This window comes from Pseudoalteromonas sp. PA2MD11 (assembly GCF_017808125.1).
GTDB lineage: Bacteria > Pseudomonadota > Gammaproteobacteria > Enterobacterales > Alteromonadaceae > Pseudoalteromonas > Pseudoalteromonas simplex.
On sequence record NZ_JADKNF010000001.1, the window covers coordinates 1 to 24,916 of the forward strand.

Consider the following 24,916-nt stretch of genomic DNA (forward strand, 5'->3'; position numbering starts at 1 on the left):
TTGATTTTTTCATGTAGATCTCCTTCGTCTAATTTACGAGAAAATTCTACTTTTGAGGACTGTTATTTTTCGGGGGGATTACCAATGAAGCTGACATTTAAGGCGTATTTTTTAAAACCAAAAAAGCCACGATAAACGTGGCTTTGTTGGATAAAGCTTAAACTTTTACTGTTCTATTATAAGAACTGACCTAGCGCTTTAACTTGGTCTAACATGCGGTTTGAGAAACCCCACTCGTTGTCGTACCAAGCCATCACTTTAACAAGCTTACCATCTACTTTAGTTTGGGTAGAATCGAAAATTGAAGACGCAGGATTGTGGTTAAAGTCGATAGAAACAAGCGGTAGTTCGTTATACTCAAGAATACCTTGCATTGCACCTTCTGATGCTGCTTTAACGACTTCGTTGATTTCTGCTGCAGTTGTTTCACGCTTAGCAACAAACGTTAAGTCTACTAAAGAAACGTTGATTGTTGGTACACGTACTGCCATGCCGTCAAGTTTACCCGCAAGTTCAGGAAGTACTAAACCAACAGCTTTAGCTGCACCTGTTTTCGTTGGGATCATTGACTGAGTTGCACTACGTGCACGGTATAAGTCTGGGTGATAAACGTCAGATAAGTTTTGGTCGTTTGTGTAAGCATGAATCGTTGTCATGCTACCTTGCTCGATACCGACTGTGTCGTTGATTGCTTTTGCAATCGGTGCTAAACAGTTTGTTGTACATGATGCATTTGAAATGATGTTGCTGTCAGCGTTTAATACTTCGCTGTTAACACCGTGAACAACTGTTGCATCCATGTCAGTACCAGGTGCAGAAACAATAACTTTTTTAGCACCCGCTTCAATGTGTTTAGCCGCTGCGTCACGTGAAGTGAATAAACCAGTACATTCTAAAACGATATCTACGTTTAGTGCTTTCCAAGGTAAGTTTGCAGGATCACGCTCTTGTGTAAGGGTAATTTCGTCATTACCAATTAGCATAGTGTTTTCAGCAAGTGTTACTTTTTGAGAAAATTGACCGTGTACTGAGTCAAATTGAGTTAAATGCGCGTTAACATTTGCTGGTGCTAAATCGTTGATTGCAACGATTTTGATTTCGTTGTTTTGAGCTGACTCATAAAGGGCACGTAATACGTTACGACCGATACGTCCATAGCCATTAATTGCAACATTAATCATTCTAATATCTCCCGTTAATTATTTTACTTCACTTGCTTGGCGAGCAAGCGCTTCAATGGCTTGCCAGTCTTTGTTTTCAATAAGTTGTTTATCTAGCATCCAAGTACCACCTACACAGATTACATTTTTAAGTGCCAGGTAATTAGGTGCTGTTTCAAGGCTAATACCGCCTGTAGGGCAAAATGTTACTTGTGGTAAAGGACCACCAATTGATTTCAGCATTGCTGTGCCACCCGCTGCTTCTGCAGGGAAGAACTTTAAGAACTTAAAGCCATGGCTTGCTAATTTCATTACTTCACTTGGTGTTGCTGCACCTGGTAAAAATGGAATATCAGTGTCTTTAGCCAGTGCTAATAATTCGTCGTTTACACCTGGGCTAACCATGAAGTCAGCACCGGCTTCAACAGATGCATTAAATGTCGCTTTATCAACCACGGTACCTGTGCCAACGTATGCTTCTGGTACGGCTTCTTTCATTAGCTTTACAGCTTCTGCCGCAATCGGCGTACGTAAAGTAATTTCTAATGCTTTTAAGCCACCGTTATAAAGCGCACGTGCAAGGGGTGCTGCATCTTCAAGTTTTTCGATAACAACAACCGGTACCACAGGTGCCGATGATAAAATTTTCTCAATGCTCATTGTTTGTTCCTCATAGCCCAGTAACGGCGTATTATTATTCTAAACCAAAGGCACTTGCGCCAAGGTCTGCACTACTTACTATATTTCTGAAACCTGCGAATAACTCTCGGCCTGTACCGTATGTTTGGCTAGGTTGGCTAAGTTGTAATTCACGTTTTGCTAATTCTTGATCGCTTACGTGTACTTTCAGTACACCCGCTGGTGCATCAAGCGTCACTAAATCACCTACGTGAATTTTTGCGATTACACCACCTTCAACCGCTTCTGGTGCTAAGTGGATTGCAGCAGGAACTTTACCTGATGCACCCGACATACGACCGTCTGTCACAATCGCCACTTTGTAGCCTTGGTCTTGTAGTGTTGCCATTACTGGCGTTAATTTGTGAAGCTCAGGCATGCCTTTCGCCTTCGGACCTTGCTCTTTAATTACAGCAATAAAGTCTGTATTTAACTCACCACGGCTATATGCTTCTTGTAACTCACCTTGTGAGCTAAATACTTTAGCTGGTGCAGAAACAACTTGGTGAGATTCAGCCACTGCAGATACTTTGATAACGGCTTTGCCAAGGTTACCTGTAAGAAGCTGTAAACCACCCTGCTTGCTAAACGGGTTATCAATCGGACGTAATACTTCTTCATCATGTGACTTTTCAGGACACGCTACCCATTTAACTTTGCTTGGGCCAGTGCTATTAGTCATGATCACTGATGAATCTTTATCTAGCATTGGCTCTGTGGTGTATGCTTCTAAGCCATCACCCACAATCGTTTTCACGTCGTTATGTAAGTAACCTTTGCTCAGTAGTTGCTTCATTAAAAAGCCCATACCGCCGGCTGCTTGGAAGTGGTTTACATCTGCTGAGCCGTTCGGGTAAATACGTGTAAGAAGTGGCACAACTTCTGATAAGTCAGCCATGTCTTTCCAAGTAAGGATTACACCCGCTGCTTTCGCGATTGCTACTAGGTGGATTGCGTGGTTTGTTGAGCCGCCTGTTGATAACAAGCCAACTAAACCATTAATAATTGTTTTTTCACTCACTACGTCAGCAAGGCAGTTAGCATCTTTTGTTTCGATTAACTGCTTTAACATGGTTTCGACAGCATGACCTGTTAAACCATCACGAAGTTCTGTGTAAGGGTTAATGAAAGAGCTACCTGGTAAATGTAGACCCATGATTTCCATTAACATTTGATTCGAGTTTGCGGTACCGTAGAAAGTACACGTACCGGCACTGTGATACGATGCGCTTTCTGCTTCTAAAAGCTCTTCGCGACTTACTAAGCCTTGTGCAAATTTTTGACGAACACGGGCTTTTTCTTTATTCGGGATACCCGATTGCATTGGACCTGCTGGTAAGAAATACGTTGGTAAATGACCAAATGATAAGGCACCAATTAGAAGTCCAGGGACAATCTTGTCACACACACCTAAACAGAAAACACCGTCGAACACGTCATGCGATAAAGAAACCGCTGTAGACATTGCAATCACATCACGTGAGAACAATGATAGTTCCATACCATCACGGCCTTGAGTAACACCGTCGCACATAGCAGGTACGCCGCCAGCAACTTGTGCTGTAGCATCGAACTTAGTGGCAAGGCTTTTAATGATTTCCGGATAATCTTTGTAAGGAACATGCGCAGAAAGCATGTCGTTATAAGCGTTGATGATAGCTAGGTTTGGTTGCTCGTCTGCTTTTAAGCGAGCTTTGTCATCGCTGCTACAAGCAGCCATAACGTGTGCAATATTACCACAGCCTAAACCTGCACGAACTCTTGTTTGTTTTTTTGCGTGCGCGATTCGCTCTAAATAAGCTTGGCGGGTCTCTTTACTGCGTTCGATAACGCGTTCGGTGACTTCTTGGATACGAGGATGCAACATATAAATTCGACTCATCTCTATAGTTAGAGGATAAAGGCTCAGTAACAATTACAGACTCCACGAAAATAATTGTACTGAGCAACTTTGATTTACCCGTTCAAAGGTACGCTGACAGGCTGTCTCTCACAACCAACCTGACACCGGTGTCACTGTATTAACTCATGACTGTGACACCGGTGTCAACCTTATCTGTTAAATTTAGTTTAATTTTTTTAAATGACCAAATAATGAACAATATAATTTTAGTAGAATATGAGTAGAATTCATGTGGAGTACCACTATCAAAGGTGTATAGACAAGACAAGCTTTGAGGTTTGTTTTAATTAAAAACAGTAACTTATAGCGTTTTCATGAAATTTTTAGCCTGAAATAAAAAAGCCCGAGAACGCGTCACTCATTCTCGGGCTGCTGTGAAAAAACAAGATGAAATTTATTTAATTGCTGCTGTCGACTCACGAGTAATGAGTTTTGCTTCAAGGGTTACTTGATAAGGCGACTCTTGTGGGTCACCAATATGAGTGATCAATTGCTTAACTGCTTGCTGAGTCATTTCTTCCACTGGTTGTGCAATGGTCGTTAGCCCTGGCCAAATATGGCGAGCAATAGGTGCGTTATCAAACCCTGCAATAGAGATATCATCAGGCACTCTTAACTGCATTTGCGTAGCAAGCTTTAATACCGCCGCTGCCATGTAATCATTTGAGGCAAATACTGCTGTCGGGCGAGGGTTTAAATCTAAAATAGTACGGGCACTATCTACACCAGAGTGATAACTGAAGTTACCTTCTTCAACTAAGCGTTCATCAAACTCAATACCATTTGACGCAAGTGCTCTTCGATAACCTTTAAAACGCTGCTCTGTGGCACTGTGATCAGGGTGACCTTTAATGAAGGAAATTTCTTTATGGCCCAGCTTAATAAGATGCTCTGTTATTTCAAAAGCCCCTTGTTCGTCATTACTTCTTACCGAAATAGAGTCGTCTTCAAGTACCGCAGAGGCGACACGAGCATACGGGATCTTTTTCGACTTTAAAAAGCTTACAAGTTCAGGAAAATCTGAAAATGGTGGGGTCAGTACAATACCGTCTAAACGAGAGGTTTGAATTAGTTGCTCAATGTTACTAATTAATTCATCACCGCGTAATTCGCAAGGATGGATCAATAAGTTGTAGTTAAGTTCATGGCACGCCGCTAAGGCACCAGTTTGCACCCGGGTAATATAGCTTTTACTCGGATTATCGTACAAGCAACCAATAATAAAACTACGGTTTTGTGCTAAACCTCTAGCGATTGGGTTTGGCGTGTAATCGAGCTCTTTAAATACTTTAAGTACTTTTTCGCGCGTTGCATCACTCACGTTTGGCTCATTGTTAAGCACGCGAGATACTGTTTTTTTCGATACACCGGCATAGCTGGCGACACTGTTGATGGTTACTTTCTTCATCCGCTCTACATCCAACTGCTAATTACGCGTTACTTTTAACATGTATACACGCAGCAGCACCAATGAATGGAATGTTGTCTTGTGTTACAAGCGTAACAGGGATCTGTGAAGTATATTGCGACATAATGCCTTTGTCTGCAAAACGTTCAACAAATCGACTAGATAATAAACGTTGTTGCATACGAGGTAAAATACCACCACCAATAAATACGCCACCTAACGCACCAAATGTCAGGGCTAAGTCCCCTGCTACACTACCAATCCAATCACAAAATTGATTGAGTGTTGCATCACAGACTTCGCATTGACCAGTGGTTGCTAACTCGCTAATTTGTGCTGCATCTAAATTCTTCGCTTCAACGCCTTTTACCGCAGCCATAGCGCCATATAAATGAGCAATACCAGGGCCTGAGAACACAGTCTCCACAGAAACATGATTTAATTGCTTTTTAAGCTCAGTAATCAGCCTACGGTCTAAGTCTGTGACAGCTGCAAGGGTAATGTGCCCTGCTTCACAGCTAAGAACAGCACTGCCTTGTGATGTGCGAACTAAACATGCAGCACCAAAACCTGTACCAGGCCCCATAACTGCGATATTCGCATTTTCATCCGCCTGACCTGCTTTAACAGCCATATTTTGCGAATCATCTAAATAAGGTGCCGCATAAGCAAATGCTGCAAAGTCGTTGATTACTTCAAGTTGCTCAAATGAAAACTCAGCTTTTAAATCGGCAACGTTAAAGTGCCAGCCAAGGTTAGTTAAATGAACTTGACCTGCTTTAATCGGGCCAGCTACTGCTAAACATGCACGGCTTGGCTTTGGAAACGAAATTTGACTAAAGTACTGGTTAATCGCACTTTCTAAAGAGCCAAAATCTGCACTTGGAAAAGTTAAATTGTGCTCGATAACAAACTGGTTAGTTTGTGCATTAAAGTCAGTGATTAAAGCGAAACGAGCGTTAGTGCCGCCGATATCGGCAACAAGAATAGGAGCGAATTCTGTGGTTGTCTGTGTGTTCATGATGTTTTCTCTATTTGTCTAAGCTAGTTGCCGCTTATTGTTCTAGTTTTCAATGGCAAAGCCACTGTGTCTGCTAAACTTTGGGTCATTGCCTCAAAGAAGCTATCTTTTGTATTAAAAAAATGCTGCCCAAATGAATGGGCAGCCAAATACGTTTTGACAACAAAATGATAAAACAGTGACATTATGACACCGGTGTCAGATTTGGATCAATAAAAATTTTCATTATTTGTGCATGCATACGTATTTAATGAGAAAACCTGCGTATTAAGTATCGAAAAGGCATTTATAAACACATAAAAAATACCTAACTGTGTACAGAACAGCCACACTCTCGCTGCTTGTCACAAATAGCTTGAAAAAAATATTAAATAGCCGAAAATGGCAATTACTAGTTCTGTTATTTGGTAACCATATGAAAGGTAAGGCGACATCTTTTGACATTGCACATTATGCGGGTGTGTCGCAGTCAACCGTGTCTCGCGCGCTGCGAAATAGCCCTTTGGTCAACGAAGAAACCCGTCGACGTGTTCATGAGGTAGCCAAGCAGCTCAACTACAAAGTTGATAAAAATGCCAGTAACTTAAGAACACAGCAAAGTAGCACCCTCGCCCTGTTATTATTTGAAGATCCCACTTCGGATGAATCACAAATAAACCCTTTCTTTTTGGCGATGCTAGGTAGTATAACCAGAGCCTGTGCAAAAGAAGGCTACGACTTACTGGTATCGTTTCAGTCAAGCAGCTCTGATTGGCAAGCCGATTACGAAGACAGCCATCGTGCAGATGGCTTAATACTGCTTGGTTATGGTGATTACCTTGATTATCAACCTAAATTTAAAACCCTAATAGATCAGCACACTAAATTTGTCTGTTGGGGTGCCAGTGTAGATAACCGCCCAGATTTAACTGTGAGCTGTGATAACTACGGCGGTGGTAAATTAGCGGCTGAACATTTACTCGCAACAGGAAGAACCGATTGTGCATTTATCGGCGATGCTTCTGAGCATAGTCCAGAATTTTTTGCTCGCTACCAAGGCTTTAAAGATGCATTTCTAGCCAAGGGCGTTAATTTAAACGAACGTAAGATGGCAAATGCTATTTCAACAGAAGAATCAGGCTATCACGCGACTCGTTCACTCTTAGCAAATAACATTCGTTTTAACTCATTATTTGCTGCCAGTGACCTTATTGCGATTGGTGCTATTCGCGCATTGAAAGAAGCAAAAATAAAGGTTCCTGATGATGTGCACGTTGTTGGCTTTGATAATATTGCGGTTGCCAGCTTTGTAAACCCACCACTTACCACTGTTCAGCAAGACACCACCCTCGCCGGACAAATGTTGGTCGATAACCTGCTCAAACTTATTCGTGGTGAAGATGTCGAGAATACCCTTTTACCACCTCGGTTAATTATTCGCGGTTCAAGTGTTTAATTTTTAGCGATAACAGCTTTGTTATCGCCTACTCCCTCCCTAACCAGACACTTATTGCATTAAAATCAGTTTTTTTTCGATTTACCCAAGACTATTACTTCGAAAAAGCAGATAATTACACCTATTATGTTGAAAATGCTTATCTGGCTAACAATGCTTTAGATAACAACGCGCACAAAGGTGGAATTTTTTAATGGAAATTAAAGTTAATTTTCTCGACAACCTCAGACTTGAAGCCAAGTTTGATGATTTCTCTGTCATTGCAGACCAACCTATTCGCTATAAGGGTGATGGCACTGCACCAAGTCCATTCGATTACTTCTTAGCATCTTCTGCATTGTGTGCGGCTTACTTTATTAAAGTGTATTGTAATTCACGTGATATCCCGACTGACGGTATTCGTGTTGCGCAAAACAATATCGTTGACCCAGAAGACCGCTATAACCAAATTTTCCAAATTCAGGTTGAGTTACCAGAAAGCCTTTCAGAGAAAGATCGCACAGGTATTTTACGCTCTGTCGAGCGCTGTACAGTTAAACGTGTTATTCAAACTGGCCCTGAATTTAAGATCGATACTGTTGAAAGCATCGAAGCCGACGCGCAAGCAATGTTGATGGCAAAACCCGGTGATGACAGCAACACATTTATTTTAGGTAAAGATTTACCACTTGAAGAAACCATCGCAAATATGACGGCCATCCTTGAAGAGTTAGGGATGAAAATCGAAATTTCTTCTTGGCGTAATATTGTGCCAAATGTATGGTCACTTCATATTCGTGATGCAGCTTCGCCTATGTGTTTTACCAATGGTAAAGGTGCAACGAAAGAAAGCGCACTATGCTCAGCTTTAGGCGAATTTATTGAGCGCTTAAACTGTAACTTCTTCTATAACGATCAATTCTTAGGTGAAGACATTGCTAATAGCGCGTTTGTTCATTACCCAAATGAAAAGTGGTTTGCGCTGACTGACGATGACTCTTTACCTGAGGGCATTTTAGATGACTATACCCGTGAAATTTATAATCCAGATGGTGAGCTGTGTGGCTCACACCTAATAGATACCAACTCTGGTAATAAAGAACGTGGCATTTGTTCGATTCCTTATGTACGCCACTCTGACGGTGAAACTGTTTACTTCCCTTCAAACCTAATCGAAAACTTATTCTTAAGTAATGGTATGAGCGCAGGTAACAATTTTGCTGAAGCAAAAGTACAATGTTTATCTGAAATTTTCGAGCGTGCCGTTAAACGTCAGATCATTGAGCAAGAAATTGTTTTACCAGACGTACCAGAGGACGTTTTAAATAAATACCCGGGGATTGTTGCGGGTATTAATGGTCTTGAAGAACAAGGTTTCCCTGTTGTAGTAAAAGATGCCTCGCTAGGTGGTCAGTTCCCTGTGATGTGCGTAACACTTATGAATCCTAAAACGGGCGGTGTATTTGCTTCTTTTGGCGCGCACCCAAGCTTTGAGGTTGCGTTAGAGCGCAGCTTAACTGAGTTATTACAAGGCAGAAGCTTTGAAGGCTTAAACGATGTACCTAAGCCGACGTTCAATAGTATGGCTGTTTCTGAACCGGAAAACTTTGTAGAGCACTTTATTGATTCAACGGGCGTGATTTCATGGCGTTTCTTCAGCGCTAAACACGACTATGATTTTGTAGAGTGGGATTTCTCTGGTAGCAATGATGAAGAAACAGCGAGCTTATTCGGTATTTTAGAAAGCTTAGGTAAAGAAGCTTACATTGCTGAGTTCTCAGATCTTGGTACCGCATGCCGCATTTTAGTGCCTGATTACTCAGAAGTGTATCCAGTGGAAGACTTGATTTGGGATAATACCAATAAAGCACTTAATTTCCGCGAAGATATCCTAAACCTGCATCGTTTATCAGAAGATCAACTTGCTGATTTAGTTGAGCGCTTAGAACAAAGTGAACTTGATAACTACATAGATATCATCACCTTAATCGGTATTGAGTTTGATGAAAACACAGTATGGGGTCAGTTAACGATTCTTGAGCTGAAGCTACTTATTTACTTAGCACTTGGTGATTTAGAAGCAGCAATGGAGCTTGTTGAAGCATTCTTGCAGTATAACGACAATACCATTGTTGAACGCGGCCTATTCTACCAAGCAATGCACGCAACGTTAGAAGTAGCACTCAGCGATGACCTAGAGATTGAAGATTACATTCATAGCTTCACCCGTATGTTTGGTCAAGAAACGATGGATGCAGTCGTTGGCTCAATTAACGGCGATGTAATGTTCTATGGTTTAACAGAAACCAGCATGAAGCTTGAGGGTTTAGACAGGCACCTTCGTTTAATCGAAAGTTACAAAAAGCTACACGCTGCCCGCGCTAAAAAAGCAGGGCTGTAACCAAAAAATATCAAAGCCGCACGTTTTCGTAACCTGCGGCTTTTCTGCTTTACTTAAAACCGTTACTTAACGAAAACGAACACCTGTAATGTCGTATTCAGCAATAAAGCGGCCACCATATGTATCTACAAACATAAACTCCATCTCTATTCTTTCTCGTCGGCCTTTGTGCTCAAGCAATTCAACAATAAAGTGTGTATTAGAATTAAGGTCATAAGAGCGACCATGTGTTTCTCGGGTAATATTGAACTTTGTAGGATTACCTATGCTATCAAAATACTCAAACAGCACGTTTAAACCGCGCGCATAAATTCCCGAGTCTCGCTGTGAGGAATTAGGTCTTTGCTGGGCCAACAACCATGTTTTGTCTTTTTGATTTACAGCCTTAATAAACTCACTTATTAATTGTTGGTGTTCAACAAGAGGCGGCATCTTTATTTCTTTTAGTGATTCTGTGAGTTTATCGCCCGCTCCCCCGGTTCTTGCTATGTAATTCTCAAAACCAGCGTCTATCGACATATAAGTTAAATAATCAGCAAGGCCATCATTGTAAACCTGTTCAAATGTGCCATATTCTTCAGAAAGAACACTTTCAAGGCGATTATATAAAGAAAAAGCATGCGCTGAGTCTAATTTCTTCAGTTCAGAAGTGTCTATCAATTGACCAAAAAGTAGTGCATTTAAGTCAATTATATTTGTTTTATCATCAAACGTAATGATTTCCTTAGCCCATTCTTTATCTGCTGTGGCAATTTGCAAATAGTAACGTTGAAAAGGCGCACTATGCTCATCGTTGATGGTTATTTTTTTGGTCGAAAAGTCATAAATTTTGGCATTTTTTGTAGGGCCAGTTCTAACACTTATCTTTAAGTCTTTTGACAGTTCGGTAAATTTATCTGACTTTTCGATCACAACTTCTTGAGAAGCAAAAATAGTCGTCGGAAGTAGCAACAAAAAGCTGGCAATGCATTTACTCACATTTTTCATATAAATCCCTTTTAAGTTAAAATTAAGCTAAACCCAATTAAGGTCCAAACGATATCTTAAATGTATATTAAAGTGGTAACTAATTGAAGCCTAATGTGAATGTTAGGGTTTATATCGGTAATGCCCTGTAATTTTGTAAGTGAATAGCATATCTTCCATTTTCGGCCCCCAGCCTATGTTATGAACAATCAGAGGTCTTAATTTATCTTTCGACAGTTCATCTGTAACAATACCTATATGGGGCCTATTATTAGGTAAAATCCAAGTCACAATATCACCTGCTTGATAATCAGCTGATGTATTACTAGTAACTTGACTTTCACCATGTCTTTCAAAAAACACTTGTAGGTTAGGTACCCTGCGATGGTCAATATTGGTATCTGGTTTGGTTAAGCCCCAAATTCGCTTTGAAGGATATAAGCTAAAGTTGTCACGCATATCCTCATGTACAAGAGCCTGTAAATCAATTCCTAAAGCTCTGTAAGTACGTATAACCACGTCGGTACATACACCTATATTCTTAGGTACATCACCATTGGGATAGTCTATTTTTCGATAACTTCCGTTATAAACTACAAAATGTTCAGTTCGCTCTTTGGCGGCCTCAACAAGTTTAGATTGAAAACTTTCCGCTTGAGAATTAAGAGAAAATAATAAAAGTAACATCCCAGCTGTTTTTATCATCTACAAACTCCATTTTGAAAAATTATAAAAAACACGAATTGGCTCTCTGCCCATTCTCTTTATTAAGTATTAATGCTGTTCAGTATCAGCGTATTCTGCTAAACGGTTTTCAACTTGTGAGCGCTCTTGCTCAGTGAGTTCACTATAAAACTTGGGGTATGGCCAGCCATAACCCCAGCGAAAGCTGGTAGGTAAAAAAGGTGTACCACCCACTCTGACACCAGCAAGCATCAATACCGCAATTTCTTGCTCACCCACTTGTGCAACACACTCTTTTAAATCTATATCAGCTTGCTCACGTTGCTTGAAAGTACCGCCTTGCCAATAAGCGAGATCATGGGCAGTGCAGCAAGCTAACCATAAGTTTTTGTGTTCTCTCGTTCCATCAGGAAAAGAGCTGCAACCATCTGTAGTGAAGGGTTTAAGTTCAGCACAACTGGTAATAGAAGCATGAAAAAGTAACATCAAACCTAGGATAACGTTAGGATAATTAGCCACAGTCCAGACCTTAAGTAACGAGATGGAAATAGTAAATTTTTAATATTCAACTTGGTACGCAAACCCTTCACAACTCAGCGCTTTTTGGCAATCAGTATCTGCATGAGCACTGATATAACACTGTCCATATACAATCGCGTTGCCACCTCTTTGCTGTACTTTACTTTTAAGAGTGTCTTGGAGTTGACTTCTAGAACTATCAATATCATCAAACGGACCCGCTTGTGGTAAATGCATATCACTTTCTAATTGGCAATAATAGCTCGAAACTTGGCCAAGAAATGTTGCTCTTTGGTTCACTAATTGGCGATCTGTAAATACTTCAACATTGTGGCCTCGTAATGAAGTTTCAATATCGCCAAGCACATACTCACCCACGTTTGTATTTATTGCACAAGAACACAATAAGCTAACACTCAATAAAGTAGATAAAACCTTGAGCATGTTTGCACCTTCCCTGAATTAATTAATCAACTATAAATTACGCCAAATAGTAATATCAACTGTTTACTAAATTAAAGATAAGTTATCTTATCGTACCTTTATAAGGAAACCATAATTAAATTGTAAAAAAGTGCAGAACAAAAAACCGCCGAGTTTTTAGGTCGGCGGTTCATATATTTTAAGTTAAATTACTTCAATGCATCTTCAACCACTAGGTAATGATCCCATACATGTTTATCACTCACTGAGCGGAGTAACTTGATATATTCAGCATGAGTCCAAGCAAGTGGTGTGGCAGAGTTTGTCCCCTCACCTAGCTGATAGCCTGCCTTATTGTTACCTACGCCATCCCAAACTTGCTCAGGTAACATCATGCCTTCATTGGCAAATGCTTCCATACCTTTTACATAGGTGTCTTTAATCGCTTGTTGCTTCATCGCATCAAGGCTATTAGTTGCGTTTGCAGCAGCAATTTCATAGTGACCACGTTCACCTGTGAAAAACGGCCATACACGACCACGTTGACCAGGGGTGTTGTTACCACCTTCGGCATAGTTGTTACCTGTCACTTCATCTTCACCGTAACCATCGTTACCATAGCGACGGAAGCCTGGGAATGAGCCTGAGCCATCAGCAAAATTAAAGGTGTAACGCACTTGCAGATTATCGACTAAGGTTTCGTCATCGTATTCTGGTAATGTTTTTACAATGCTTGGCGCAAGTGCATCACGAACACCATAACGTACAAGCTCTAAGAAACCACCATCAAGGATTTGCTTTTTATCAAAGCCTTCACGACCGTTATTGGCATTAAGCGTGGTTGATGAGTTTGGATCTTTATCTTGACCAATACGAATGAAATATTCACCATCGCTATTTTCAGACTTAAGGTTACCTTGAGTCGTAAACATGGTGCTTTCAATTTCACTGTTGTAGGTTTTAGCCGTTGCTAGGTAACGCTCTGCATTTTTTGTGTCACCTGCTTTTTTAGCAATATCAGCAGCCGTGACTAAGCCTGCAACAACCGCAGCTGTTGTTGAGGGAGAAAAACCATTTTGTTCTTCCCAACGCTCTTGTTGCGTTGCTGGCGGTGTAATTTGCGTGTCGTTCCAAAGAATTTTCGCAAGGCCACCATCAACTAAGAAATCAGCAGCTGGTTTTAACATTTTGCCATACCAATCTGTCAACTCTTGATCGCTAAGTACGCCAGCTTGATGTAGTTTCCACGCTAACATAATTGGCATTGCTGTTTGGTCAAGCTGAACACCTACCCACTCAAGCTCACCATCAACGTGAGTCTTTTGTAAGAACCAACCCGTGTCACCACCGTTGCCTGGCGTGTTATCTGTTACTTGCACTTTTTCTAAATATTCAAACGCCGTTTTAGCAGTACGTGTATCACCCATGGCCATAAATGCCATTGCTACTTGATAGAAATCACGTACCCAAACCGCTTTATAACCGGTAGACCCTGTTTTAGCTGATACTGTCTCACCCCAAGGGTTAGACAGTGACGCAATTAAAGCACCGGCATGAGTTTTATCTTCTTGCGCTTTTAACACCATGGCGCTGGTATAAAGCAACTTACCATTATCTGCGGTGCTGTTAGTTAATGTGCTCAAAGGTTCAAGGCTTGCTAAGTAGTCTTGCCAACCAATTGCAGCACCTTCACCGTTATATGCAGCAAGTACTTTTTGGTAGCCTTGGTTTAAACTTGCTTGGCCTTCTTTTAAGCTTGCAGCTTCAGAGTTACCAAAGCTTAAAGCTAAATCAAAGATGGTGTTTTTTGATACTTCACCAAGCTCTGCAAGTAAGCTTACATTACCCGACTTATCACCAGTATTTTGGTAAGTCGTTGAGAGTGATTGCGATGTTTTTAACTCTTTTAAGCCATCACTTACACCCGTAAAGCCAACGCTTGCTTGCTTAAATGGTTTAGCGGCTTGTAAAGATAAAAAGCTATCATCTTGCCAAGCAACTAGACCCTTATCAGTCACTTTTGCAAAATCATCTAAGCCGTTGTTATCAATGTAAGGGTTTACATTAACGTAGGCTTTTACACCTTCAAGGTCTGTATTAAATACGCTACGAACAAACAATGTTTGGCCATTTGGATCTGTAAAAATATGCTTTTCTAAAGTGAAACGACCTTGTTTATCTTTACTAACGACTTTGTAAGCAAGCGATAATGGGCGACCAGCGTCGTCTTTGTATAAATAATCAATGCTTACATCAAGATCATCGTTCTCTGTAACGGTAAAGTCTTTACCAACTATAACAAACTGCATATCTTTGATTTGTGCTTGGTGAATTAAACCAAACATGGTTTCTGTGATCATGCCTTTCGCGATTGAAAACCAAACTTTTGATACTTTGCCGGTAGCAGCTGCATCGCTATAGTGGCCGTCTTGGTATTGCTCGTATGAGGTACCAATACCTGTTTTACCTGAGTATGCCCAAAAAGGTTCAACACCCGGAGCTCCTGGCGCAGACACCTGCTCAACTGATGTATTAACTGATTGTTCTGAACTACAAGCTGTTAAACCTAACGCTAAAAGACTTGCGGTAATAAGATTAAATTTTTTCATGGTGTGTCCTTATTATTGTTGCTTAACGCGCAGTACAGCGACCGCTGCTAGTACAAATGACACTGCACCTAGCACTAACGCATAAATCGGTTGATTATCAAAAAAGTGACGTAAAATTAGGCCTAATACGCTTGCCGCTAAAAGCTGCGGAATAACAATAAAGAAGTTAAAGATACCCATGTACACACCCATTTTCTTACTTGGTACTGAGGTACTTAACATTGCGTATGGTAAAGATAGAATTGACGCCCAAGCAAACCCTACTCCAATCATTGGCCAGATCAGTAAACTTGGATCTTTGATAATAATGAAGCTGACCAGACCCAATGCACCTAACACTAGGTTGAGAGCATGGGCCATTTTTAGCCCTACTTTTTTAACGATAATCGGAATACACAGTGCTGCAATGGCAGCAAAACCATTGTAAGCGGCAAATAATACACCAACCCAATCCGCACCGTTATTGTAGGCAAGAGAGCTTGTATCACTGCTGCCGTAGTGGAAGCTAGTTACTGCCGACGTGGTGTAAATCCACATTGCAAACAATGAGAACCAGCTAAAAAATTGTACCCAAGCCAATTGTTTCATCGTTTCTGGCATAGTGAATACATCATTCACAACTTGATAAAAGCCACCACTGGTTGCGTTTTTAGCCTTTAAAGCACCAGCAATAAATTGAATAACACCAAAGCTAATCAAACCACCAGCGAGTAAATAAAGCTCTTTTTCAAGTGATAGACCCGTTACAATACCAAGTACTGCTAGACCAAGAACCGTAAAGATCGCAGCGCCTTTGTTAAAGTTTACATCACTTTGAACATCACTCAAGTCATCGCTTTGCTCTTGTTCATGAAAGCTTTCAAGTTCTTCTGGTGAATATTCTTTCGTGGTAAATACAGTCCAAAACACAGCAACTAATAAAACTACTGCACCAAAGTAAAACGAAAATTTTACAGAATCTGGAATTTGCCCAGCAGGTGCCGTATTAGCAATATCGAACCAGTTAGTCATCATCCAAGGTAATGCAGACGCAACAACCGCCCCAACACCAATGAAGAAGCTTTGCATCGCATAACCAGTTGCACGTTGTTTTTTCGGTAGGTTATCACTAACAAGGGCGCGGAATGGCTCCATAGTCACGTTAATTGACGCATCCATGATCCATAACATACCCGCCGCAATCCAAAGGCTTGGTGAGTTAGGCATGATGAATAACGATAACGTCGTTAAAATAGCCCCATAGAAAAAGAACGGACGACGACGACCTAACTTATTCCAAGTTTTATCGCTCCAGTAACCGATGATCGGTTGTACAATTAGACCTGTTAATGGTGCTGCAACCCAAAGGATTGGAATATCATCAACATTGGCACCTAAAGTTTGAAAAATACGGCTTACATTACCGTTTTGTAATGCGAAGCCAAATTGGATACCAAGGAATCCAAAACACATATTCCATATTTGCCAAAAGCTCAGCGTTGGTTTGTTTTTATTCATAGTCAGCCTTTAAGGTAAATACTGCACTGCTTAAGCCATTCAGCTGTAATTGAATTGGCGCATTCGTAGCTGCCTCAGAAATCACAATGTCGGTATGATTTTCTAGGTTATCAATTAACGTTAAGCCACTGTGATTAAGCTTAGGTAACAACGTTTGGTTAAGTGTTAGTTCAACATCTTGAGGGTTTTCTGAAAAATTACTTACGACAAGCACCAGTTGTTGACCTAGCTTTCGCGTGAATGCAATGACTTGCTCTGAGCCTGTCAATTCAATCGCTTGCATGTCACCACCAACAATGGCAGGAAGTGTGTTTAACGACATTAACTTGGTGTAGTAAGTGCGAAGATCAGCTTGCTGCTTTGAAAGCGCACCGCCGTCGAATTTACCATTATTCATCCACGCTTGATGCTCAGGTACACCCATATAATCAAAGATACTGGTACGCGTTGGGTCACCAAAGCCACCGTCCTCAGAGCCATCTTCACCGACAGCTTGACCAAAATAAAGTAAGGTTGGCGAACGCGACATCAATGTAGATACCACCATCGCTGGCTTACCTTTTTCACTACTACCAGCGAAATCTGGGCTAGCTATGCGTTGCTCATCATGGTTTTCTAAGAAGTGCAGCATGTGCTCTTCAATATCAGCCACTTGGCTTTGGATATCGAAAATAGTATCCGCTGATTGCTTGCCTTGCATCACAGCTTTAACCGTGTCGTAAAAACCGACTTTGTCGTAAAGGTAATCCATCTTACCTTGTTGGATATATGGGCGGTAAAGCGTTGGGTTATATACCTCAGCCAAAATAAAGGCATCGCTTTTTTGCATCTTGATTGATGAGTTCAAAAAGCTCCAAAACTCAACAGGCACCATCTCGGCCATATCATAACGGAAGCCATCGACACCTTTATCTAACCAGTAAAGCGCGATATCGCGGAATTTATACCAGCTATTTGGTAGATCTTTATCTTGCCAAAAGGCGTAGTGCGCACGGTAATCTTTATCAGCGTAATCATCCGGTAGCGTCGGGAAGTCGTAGCTACCATCTGGTTTCACACCATAATTAATTTTAACGGTTTCGTACCAATCATTGATGTCAGGTTTAGCGGCACGTGCCCCATTACCCGTCCACTTTGCTGGGGTTTCGGCAAACTGATTATCAGCAAGAGGATGCGGGTTACCACCTAACACTTGGTAGTTATCGCTGGTAGGAACTTGAAATGACTGCCCTGTTACATAGTAAAAGTTATTATCGCGAGCATAGGTTTTCGTCGTGTCATCTTCAGCACCAAAATCTTTTACGCCTTCAGGCTTGGCGACTGACTCATAGTTGCGCGCTACGTGGTTTGGCACAATATCAATAACAACTTTCATACCGTGCTTATGAGTACGATTGATTAGCTCGACAAACTCTTCTAAGCGGCGCTCAGGGTTAATTGCTAAATCAGGATTAACATCGTAATAATCTTTCACTGCATAAGGCGAGCCTGCACGGCCTTTTACAACATCAGGATCATCTTGTGACAAACCGTATTCGGTATAGTCAGTTACTAAAGCATGACGCGGTACACCGGTGTACCAAACATGTGTTGTACCTAATTCTTTAATACCTTGTAATGCAGCATCATTAAAATCAGCAAATTTACCTACTCCATTTTCTTCTAATGTGCCCCACGGTTTATTGGTGGTGTTAGTGTTACCAAATAATCGAGTGAATACTTGGTAAACCACAGGCTTAGAGATAGCTGCTTGGCTAGATTCTGATTGCTGCTTTTGCGTGTTCTGCTGTACTGGCGCATCGTTACCACAGGCAGTTAAACCTAAAACCGAAGCCACTACTAACGCAGTTAGTTTGTATGTTGTCATCATTACTTCATTTTTCTGTAAATATCAGTTCATACTAATGTTAAGGGCTTCATACGGACAGTAAATGCATACGTATTCAGCCTATTAGTTGCAATTATTCAAGCTCTATTAAGCGTGCTTGCATAGCTTTTAAGCGGATTGGCGCAGCAAGATCAACACGCTCTTCGCTGACTAAATCGCGTCCTTTATTATTGCCTTTCAGCACTTCTTGCATGTAGCTTAAATCCCAATCAATGGCTTGTTGGTTTTTGTTAAGAACAACCAATACAGTTTGGCCATTGTGCTCTCTCACATAGCTGTAAACGCCTTGCTTGGGTGAAAAATGCATTAAACGACCTTCGCTTAACGCTGGTTTTTCTTGACGAAGCTTAAGCAGTTTTTTCATGCTAGCTAACATCTCTTGCTGATCAGCTGAAAGCCCCTTACCTGTGAAGGCATTCGCTTTTTGACCTTTAAACCCACCCGGGAAATCAATGCGAATATCACCGTGATCATTACTAGGTGTGTTATCGAGCAGCAGCTCAGTGCCGTAATAGATTTGTGGAATACCACGAGTTGTTAACAGCAGCGTCATGGCTAATTTAGTTTTTGCTAGGTCTTGACCCAGCTCAGTGTAAACACGGCTCATGTCATGGTTATCTGCAAACACTAAAATGTTATCTGTATCAGCATACAAAAAGTCATTCGCCAGCGATTGATACACTTTAACCCAACCTGTATTCCAGCTTTCTTCTTCGTTAAGTGCTTGGATCAACGCCTCTTGTAATGAAAAGTCCATTACACTTGGTAACTCAGAGGTATAACCATCTTGATTGACTTTGCCACGCTGCCAATAAGATGCAATTGCTGGGTTGGTTGTCCACTCTTCACCAACAATATTAAAGTTTGGATATTCGGTCATTATCGCTTTAGTCCAATCGGCTAAAAATGCTTTATCTGAGTATGAATAGGTATCAACACGAATGCCGCTTAAGTTGGCGTATTCAATCCACCAAATGGCATTTTGAATTAAATACGTTGATAGTAACGGCTGGCGCTGATTTAAATCAGGCATCGTCTCAACAAACCAACCATCATTAAATTGACGTTTGTCGTATTGGCTCGCATGAGGGTCTTGAATTGTTTGTCTGGCGTGACTAGTGGCATTTTTACCGTTTTCAAACTTGCCATCAAAGTTAACCCAATCTGCCGTTGGCATGTCACTCATCCACTGATGCGATGAACCAAAGTGGTTAAGTACCATGTCCATCACTAAGCCGATACCATGCTCTTTCGCTTCTGCCGATAAGGTTTTATAAAGCGCATTACTGCCCATACGCGGATCAACTTTGTAAAAATCAGTAATAGCATAACCATGATAAGAATAACTTGGCATGTCATTTTCAAGCACCGGTGTTAACCAAAGTTGTGTTACACCGAGGTCCTCAAGGTAATCTAGGCTATTGATAACACCTTGAATATCACCGCCATGTCGGCCACCTTTAAAGCTTGGGTTTGCAGCCTCCTGCATACCTGCAACACTATCGTTACTTGGGTCACCATTTACAAAGCGATCAGGGTTTATTAAATAAAGCGTGTCTCTATTTGTAAAGCCATGACGTTTGGCACTTTGCTTATCACGGTCATTTAACGGATAAGTAAAGGTGGTGCCGTCTTCAGCTTTAAAAGTCAGTGTTCCCGCCTTTGCATTATCGCTGATGGTTAAATCTAAAAACGCGTAGTTAGGGTTATTTGTTGTTGTCACACCTTTAAACTCAACGCCTTTGTAAGGCACCATTTGCCACGCTTTGTTAGCAATATTGTTATCGTAAAGCATGACTTGTAATGAGTCGTTTTGCATCCCTACCCACCAGTTTTCTGGTGACGCAGTAATTGCAAAACTTGCTGTTGAGTTAAAAAGTGTAAATGCGGTTGTTAACGCTAAAAATGTTTGTGTTTTTTTCATAATTAATTTTGTACTTTTTCTAAGAATTGATTGTGGGTCGGCAACTGCTCGACAGTGCTATTAATCAAGGTTTTTAAATTGCTAAATAACTCATTTAATTGCTCATCAGATAACGCATCTGTTAAAGGATGGTGATCCTCTGCAATAAGCCCTTGCCCTATCATCACTTGCTGCCATGCGATTTCGGCAAAGAGCTCATCGTCTTCTCTAATTAGCTTGCCGCTGGTTTTAAATAGCTCAATTTTCTTTCTGAGACTGCATGGAATATCCATGCTTTTACAAAAACGCCAAAACGCACTGTCATCACGCTCAGTAAGCTTGTAATGAAGAATAATAAAATCACGAATTCGCTCAAATTCTGTTTTACTTTGTTGATTAAATTCATCTACAAGGCTTTGTTTAATACCTTGATGAGGAAAAAACTTAATTAAACGAATGGCTGCACTTTGAATTAAATGAATACTGGTCGATTCTAATGGCTCTAAAAAGCCGCTTGATAAGCCGACCGATACCACATTTTTATGCCACTGCTTTAAACGGCGGCCTGTTTTAAACTTAATAACACGCGGCTCTGTCAGTGGTTTGGCAGGTAAATTATCCAAGAGCTGTTGCTTTGCCGCTTCGTCTGATAAGAAACGCGAAGAGTACACAAGCCCGTTGCCTACTCGATGCTGTAATGGTATTTGCCACTGCCATCCTGAGTCTCTTGCAATTGAACGTGTATAAGGAATTGCATCCGAAGCTGATTCACTTTGCACCGCAATCGCGCTATCACACGGTAACCAATGCGACCAATCTTCAAAGCCGGTATTAAGTGTTTGCTCAATTAATAAAGCACGCAAACCGGTGCAATCAATAAATAAGTCGCCGTCTATTTGCTCGCCATTTTTAAGTAACAAAGAACGAACATGCCCGCTTTGATGGCATTGATTAACCGATTCAATTTTGCCTTCAATGCGTTTAACGCCCCGTGATTGCGCCAACTCTTTTAAGAATTCGCCGTATCGAGTGGCATCAAAATGATAGGCATAATGTAAGCCCGCCAACTGAGTGTTAGGAATGTGCTTAAGGTGAGCAAATTTATGCGCTTTTGCTGCTTGGTAGTTAAGTGAAAAATCCCAAAAATCAGGCGCATTATTAGCTTGATGTGCTTTTAACCAAAAATGATAAAACTCACAAAACGGAAAATCTTTTCCTATCTCACCAAAGGCATGCATATAGCTGTGGCCTTGGCTGCGCCAATTTTCAAACTCAATACCGAGCTTAATCGTTGCGCCAGTGGCTTTAATAAATTCTTTTTCAGAAATGCCAAGGGCACCATTTAGATGCAAAATAGGTGGGATGCTTGCTTCGCCTACACCCACAGTGCCGATCTCTGCTGACTCTACCAACGTGATGTCGAGCACTTTGCCTAACACTTTATTAAGTAATGCAGCGGTTATCCACCCTGCTGTGCCACCACCGGCAATTACGACCTTGGTTATTTTTTTTGTTTCCATAGTACACCTAACGCCAATTTCAATTCATTGAGTGTAGCTCACTGATATAAAAAAGCCCTTGTAAAACAAATCACAAGGGCAATTTTCTATCGCTGTTTTAGCTAATTACAGCTTGTAGCTGAAGCCTAACAGGAATGTACGACCGTAGTCTTGGTAGTCACGTACTTGAAGTGAATTATCACCTGATAAAGTTGTGAACGGCTCTTCTGTGATGTTCTGTACTTGGAAAGTGACAGATAAACCGTCAAGGCTCTCTACACCGCCTTCACTAAAGTCATAACCAACTTGAGCATCCCAAATTGTTTCGCCTTCGATATCAACCTGAGTTGCAGCGAGGCCTAGCCCGTTAACATTGCCTTTAAAGTCGCTACGTTTACGCATGCTAGTACGCGCTTGGAAACCATTACGCTCAAAGTAAACTGTTAAGCTATCAATTTGTTCTGATAAACCTGGTAGCTCAAACTCATTACCATTTTGGTCTGTAATATCCTGCTCAACACCTGTGTGACTCGCGATTAAGCCAAAACCTTCCAGTGACTCACTAAAGATAGAGAATGGTAATGCAAGTGATAGCTCATAGCCCCACAGATCACCACCACCGCCATTGACTTTACCAGAGCCCGTGCCTGTTGAAGTTTCAGGGATTTCACCAGTAGACGGGTCAGCTACACCGCTCATGTCGATTTCATAAGTTCCGTCAAAGATCCATTGCTTAATGTCTTTATAGAAAAATGCAGCAGCGAAGTAACCTTCTTCATGGAAGTAGTTTTCGTAGCTCAAATCAAAACCTACTGCTTCTTTTGGTTCAAGCGTAGGATTACCACCTGATACACTCCAGTAGTTACCATTCTCATCTGGAACTTGCCCATAACTAGCACTTAATGAAGCATTCATTTCATCTAAGCGAGCTCGTGAAATCGTTTTAGCTGCACCAAAACGTACTGTTTGTTCTTCATCAATGGCAAACGATAAGTTCAGGCTAGGTAAGAAGTGGCTATAATCGTGGCTGATGTCTGTTGGTGATACGACAACCACGCCTGTAGCGCCACTCGACGCAAATCCTTGAGATGACTGTTCTGTTTTTACATAACGCACACCAACGTTACCTGTTACAGGGATAGAGCCCAGCTCTGCATTAATGTCAGCTTGAGCGAAAAACGCTGTTACTTCCTCTTGAACTGTCCAAGACTGTGTCTTGTGTTTTTCATCATTTAAACTTTCTTGGAAAAGGTCGTAGTAGCCATCTTTGATCAGCGCGTTAGTGTCATAGGCGATCATATCACCCATACCAATGAAATCTAGGCTAGCCGTTCCTAAACGATATTGCTCAGGTACAACCATCATCCCTGGGTTATCAAGTGAGAAACCAGCAAGTGTCATAAAGTAACCTTCAGAAAATTTAGTTTTCTCACGGTCACGATAAGACATACCAAATGACACTCGACTGATGTAAGCGTTATCAAGCACTTTGCTAGCCGCAAGTTTCAATGTGCTTAATTCATCATTAATTTCAGGTGCATTAATAAAACCGTCTTGTGCTTGGTCTTTGTAGCCAGAAATATCATCTCCAATTTCATTTACTAAACCATACTTTAAATTAAGCGGTTTACTTGCACCCCAAGATAATGGGCCGCCAAGCTGGATTAAGTCGTAATCGCTGTAATCAAGTTCATGTGAAAATTTTGCACCTGTATTACCGCCGTCAAGTTCATAGCCTAGATTATCTGCAACACCTCTATCGTTACCACGACCTGTGCCAGAATAGCTTTCAACACTCCATAATTTACGCTCAACCTCAGAACGACTTGCGTCAAATTCAACTGACCAGTCATCGCTGATGTCGTATTTTGCATTAAAACCAAATTGAGTTAAATCTGCATCACGCTCTTGGTAATCATTACGAACAACAACACGTTGACCTTCTGTTACTGCGCTTGTGATAAAACCACTCTCAGCATCAACAACGGCTGAACTTGGGTCAATTGAACCTTGGCCCCATGCAAATGGTATTTCAATACCACGTAAGATTTGTTTATCTGTAAAATCGATATACAGCGCATCAAACGTCATATTTAAACGATCGTTTGGCGATGCCTCAACAACTAGCATTGCTGAATCACGATCCAAAGTCGATGAACGAACATACGGTTTTGCACCACCTAGAATTGAGTATGTATTGCCGTCATCAGCCGTAAATTCAGGGTAACCCCATGCATTCCAACGTTTTTCTTGGTTTGGAGAGCTCATCGTGTTGTAAGCGAATGCAACACCGATGGTGTCATCAGCAAATTGGTCAATGTAAGATACCGTACCGCGGAAACCTTTATCGTCACCGTCTGGGTTTAGTTTATCAAAACCTGTTTGCTCATATTGGCCATTGAACATGATAACTTGTTCACCTTTACTTAAAGGCTTAATTGTTTGCATGTCGATAACGCCCGCGATACCTTCTGCTTCAATGGTAGCACTTGGTGTTTTATATACCGTTACGCCACTCATAATTTCTGATGGGTAAAGGTCAAATTCAACGCCACGGTTGTCGCCGATTGAAACTTGCTCACGACCGTTGAATGTTGTTGCACTCTCGTCCTCACTGAAACCACGAACGCTTACACGGCTAGCTCGACCGTCTAGACGTTGTGCTGTTAAACCAGGAAGGCGTGCGATTGATTCTGCGATTGATGAATCAGGTAATTTACCGATATCTTCTGCTGAGATTGACTCAACAACTTCAGGAGTGAAGCGTTTAGTATTAATAGATTCTACAACACTGCCACGAAAACCTTTTACTTCGATAACTTCAACGTTATCGTTTTTTGCTTTTTGGTCTTCTTCTGCAGCATACGCTACAAAGCTATTTAAACCTGCGGCTGTTAAAGCCAGAGTTAATATACTTGGTTTGAACATAGACATGATGTTTTC

General features: G+C 41.2%; 17 protein-coding genes. 2 read left to right on the plus strand and 15 right to left on the minus strand.

Going from position 1 to position 24,916, the window contains the following annotated elements:
• Positions 1–176: 176 nt before the first annotated feature.
• From gap to glk, 5 genes are all read right to left on the minus strand, one after another.
• Positions 177–1,181: a type I glyceraldehyde-3-phosphate dehydrogenase gene (gap, locus tag ISP07_RS00005; RefSeq protein WP_054551438.1), complete on the minus strand. Its 1,005-nt coding sequence runs from the start codon at positions 1,179–1,181 to the stop codon at positions 177–179.
• Positions 1,182–1,199: 18 nt separating this feature from the next.
• Positions 1,200–1,820 carry a bifunctional 4-hydroxy-2-oxoglutarate aldolase/2-dehydro-3-deoxy-phosphogluconate aldolase gene (locus tag ISP07_RS00010; RefSeq protein ID WP_054551439.1) on the minus strand — a complete coding sequence of 207 codons (621 nt, stop codon included), beginning with the start codon at positions 1,818–1,820 and terminating at the stop codon, positions 1,200–1,202.
• Between the two features lie 34 nt (positions 1,821–1,854).
• Positions 1,855–3,705 carry a phosphogluconate dehydratase gene (edd, locus tag ISP07_RS00015; protein WP_209326415.1) on the minus strand — a complete coding sequence of 617 codons (1,851 nt, stop codon included), beginning with the start codon at positions 3,703–3,705 and terminating at the stop codon, positions 1,855–1,857.
• 430 nt (positions 3,706–4,135) lie between these two features.
• Positions 4,136–5,149: a LacI family DNA-binding transcriptional regulator gene (locus tag ISP07_RS00020; protein ID WP_209326416.1), complete on the minus strand. Its 1,014-nt coding sequence runs from the start codon at positions 5,147–5,149 to the stop codon at positions 4,136–4,138.
• Positions 5,150–5,171: 22 nt separating this feature from the next.
• A complete protein-coding gene (gene glk / locus ISP07_RS00025) occupies positions 5,172–6,170 on the minus strand; it encodes a glucokinase (RefSeq protein ID WP_138600575.1) in 999 nt (332 codons plus the stop codon).
• 415 nt (positions 6,171–6,585) lie between these two features.
• On the opposite strand from glk, the gene ISP07_RS00030 reads away from it, so the two are divergent.
• On the plus strand, positions 6,586–7,605 hold the full coding sequence (locus tag ISP07_RS00030) for a LacI family DNA-binding transcriptional regulator (RefSeq protein WP_138600573.1): 1,020 nt from the start codon (positions 6,586–6,588) through the stop codon (positions 7,603–7,605).
• Positions 7,606–7,798: 193 nt separating this feature from the next.
• Positions 7,799–9,985, plus strand: coding sequence for an OsmC domain/YcaO domain-containing protein (locus ISP07_RS00035; RefSeq protein ID WP_209326417.1), 2,187 nt, complete (start codon positions 7,799–7,801; stop codon positions 9,983–9,985).
• A 66-nt stretch (positions 9,986–10,051) separates the two neighbouring features.
• On the opposite strand, the gene ISP07_RS00040 is transcribed toward ISP07_RS00035, so the two are convergent.
• The 10 genes from ISP07_RS00040 to ISP07_RS00085 form a co-directional block, all read right to left on the minus strand.
• The gene (locus tag ISP07_RS00040; RefSeq protein WP_209326418.1) at positions 10,052–10,972 is read right to left on the minus strand and encodes a hypothetical protein; all 921 of its coding nucleotides are present in this window, start codon (positions 10,970–10,972) and stop codon (positions 10,052–10,054) included.
• Positions 10,973–11,074: 102 nt separating this feature from the next.
• Positions 11,075–11,656 carry a DUF1287 domain-containing protein gene (locus ISP07_RS00045; protein WP_209326419.1) on the minus strand — a complete coding sequence of 194 codons (582 nt, stop codon included), beginning with the start codon at positions 11,654–11,656 and terminating at the stop codon, positions 11,075–11,077.
• A 69-nt stretch (positions 11,657–11,725) separates the two neighbouring features.
• Positions 11,726–12,154, minus strand: coding sequence for a hypothetical protein (locus ISP07_RS00050; RefSeq protein ID WP_324616074.1), 429 nt, complete (start codon positions 12,152–12,154; stop codon positions 11,726–11,728).
• A 39-nt stretch (positions 12,155–12,193) separates the two neighbouring features.
• The gene (locus ISP07_RS00055; protein WP_209326420.1) at positions 12,194–12,598 is read right to left on the minus strand and encodes a hypothetical protein; all 405 of its coding nucleotides are present in this window, start codon (positions 12,596–12,598) and stop codon (positions 12,194–12,196) included.
• 188 nt (positions 12,599–12,786) lie between these two features.
• Positions 12,787–15,186, minus strand: a complete 2,400-nt coding sequence (locus tag ISP07_RS00060) for a glucan 1,4-alpha-glucosidase (protein WP_209326421.1) — start codon at positions 15,184–15,186, stop codon at positions 12,787–12,789.
• A gap of 12 nt (positions 15,187–15,198) precedes the next feature.
• A complete protein-coding gene (locus ISP07_RS00065) occupies positions 15,199–16,683 on the minus strand; it encodes an MFS transporter (RefSeq protein WP_209326422.1) in 1,485 nt (494 codons plus the stop codon).
• On the minus strand, positions 16,676–18,550 hold the full coding sequence (locus ISP07_RS00070; RefSeq protein WP_420706808.1) for an alpha-amylase family glycosyl hydrolase: 1,875 nt from the start codon (positions 18,548–18,550) through the stop codon (positions 16,676–16,678). The genes ISP07_RS00065 and ISP07_RS00070 overlap by 8 nt, the downstream gene beginning before the upstream one ends.
• A gap of 94 nt (positions 18,551–18,644) precedes the next feature.
• Entirely contained in the window at positions 18,645–20,495 is a 1,851-nt protein-coding gene (locus ISP07_RS00075) for a glycoside hydrolase family 13 protein (RefSeq protein ID WP_209326424.1), read from the minus strand.
• Positions 20,496–20,497: 2 nt separating this feature from the next.
• Entirely contained in the window at positions 20,498–21,994 is a 1,497-nt protein-coding gene (locus tag ISP07_RS00080) for a tryptophan halogenase family protein (protein WP_209326425.1), read from the minus strand.
• A gap of 105 nt (positions 21,995–22,099) precedes the next feature.
• Entirely contained in the window at positions 22,100–24,907 is a 2,808-nt protein-coding gene (locus ISP07_RS00085) for a TonB-dependent receptor (RefSeq protein WP_209326426.1), read from the minus strand.
• Positions 24,908–24,916 lie beyond the last annotated feature (9 nt).

What these genes read in the sequence shown, in the direction of transcription:
- ISP07_RS00035 (WP_209326417.1), top strand. Translation starts at nt 7,799, where the DNA reads ATGGAAATTAAAGTTAATTTTCTCGACAACCTCAGACTTGAAGCCAAG.
- edd (WP_209326415.1), bottom strand. Translation starts at nt 3,705, where the DNA reads ATGTTGCATCCTCGTATCCAAGAAGTCACCGAACGCGTTATCGAACGC.
- ISP07_RS00085 (WP_209326426.1), bottom strand. Translation starts at nt 24,907, where the DNA reads ATGTCTATGTTCAAACCAAGTATATTAACTCTGGCTTTAACAGCCGCA.
- ISP07_RS00070 (WP_420706808.1), bottom strand. Translation starts at nt 18,550, where the DNA reads ATGACAACATACAAACTAACTGCGTTAGTAGTGGCTTCGGTTTTAGGT.
- ISP07_RS00075 (WP_209326424.1), bottom strand. Translation starts at nt 20,495, where the DNA reads ATGAAAAAAACACAAACATTTTTAGCGTTAACAACCGCATTTACACTT.
- ISP07_RS00020 (WP_209326416.1), bottom strand. Translation starts at nt 5,149, where the DNA reads ATGAAGAAAGTAACCATCAACAGTGTCGCCAGCTATGCCGGTGTATCG.
- ISP07_RS00060 (WP_209326421.1), bottom strand. Translation starts at nt 15,186, where the DNA reads ATGAAAAAATTTAATCTTATTACCGCAAGTCTTTTAGCGTTAGGTTTA.
- ISP07_RS00080 (WP_209326425.1), bottom strand. Translation starts at nt 21,994, where the DNA reads ATGGAAACAAAAAAAATAACCAAGGTCGTAATTGCCGGTGGTGGCACA.
- ISP07_RS00040 (WP_209326418.1), bottom strand. Translation starts at nt 10,972, where the DNA reads ATGAAAAATGTGAGTAAATGCATTGCCAGCTTTTTGTTGCTACTTCCG.
- ISP07_RS00045 (WP_209326419.1), bottom strand. Translation starts at nt 11,656, where the DNA reads ATGATAAAAACAGCTGGGATGTTACTTTTATTATTTTCTCTTAATTCT.
- ISP07_RS00055 (WP_209326420.1), bottom strand. Translation starts at nt 12,598, where the DNA reads ATGCTCAAGGTTTTATCTACTTTATTGAGTGTTAGCTTATTGTGTTCT.
- ISP07_RS00010 (WP_054551439.1), bottom strand. Translation starts at nt 1,820, where the DNA reads ATGAGCATTGAGAAAATTTTATCATCGGCACCTGTGGTACCGGTTGTT.
- ISP07_RS00030 (WP_138600573.1), top strand. Translation starts at nt 6,586, where the DNA reads ATGAAAGGTAAGGCGACATCTTTTGACATTGCACATTATGCGGGTGTG.
- glk (WP_138600575.1), bottom strand. Translation starts at nt 6,170, where the DNA reads ATGAACACACAGACAACCACAGAATTCGCTCCTATTCTTGTTGCCGAT.
- gap (WP_054551438.1), bottom strand. Translation starts at nt 1,181, where the DNA reads ATGATTAATGTTGCAATTAATGGCTATGGACGTATCGGTCGTAACGTA.
- ISP07_RS00065 (WP_209326422.1), bottom strand. Translation starts at nt 16,683, where the DNA reads ATGAATAAAAACAAACCAACGCTGAGCTTTTGGCAAATATGGAATATG.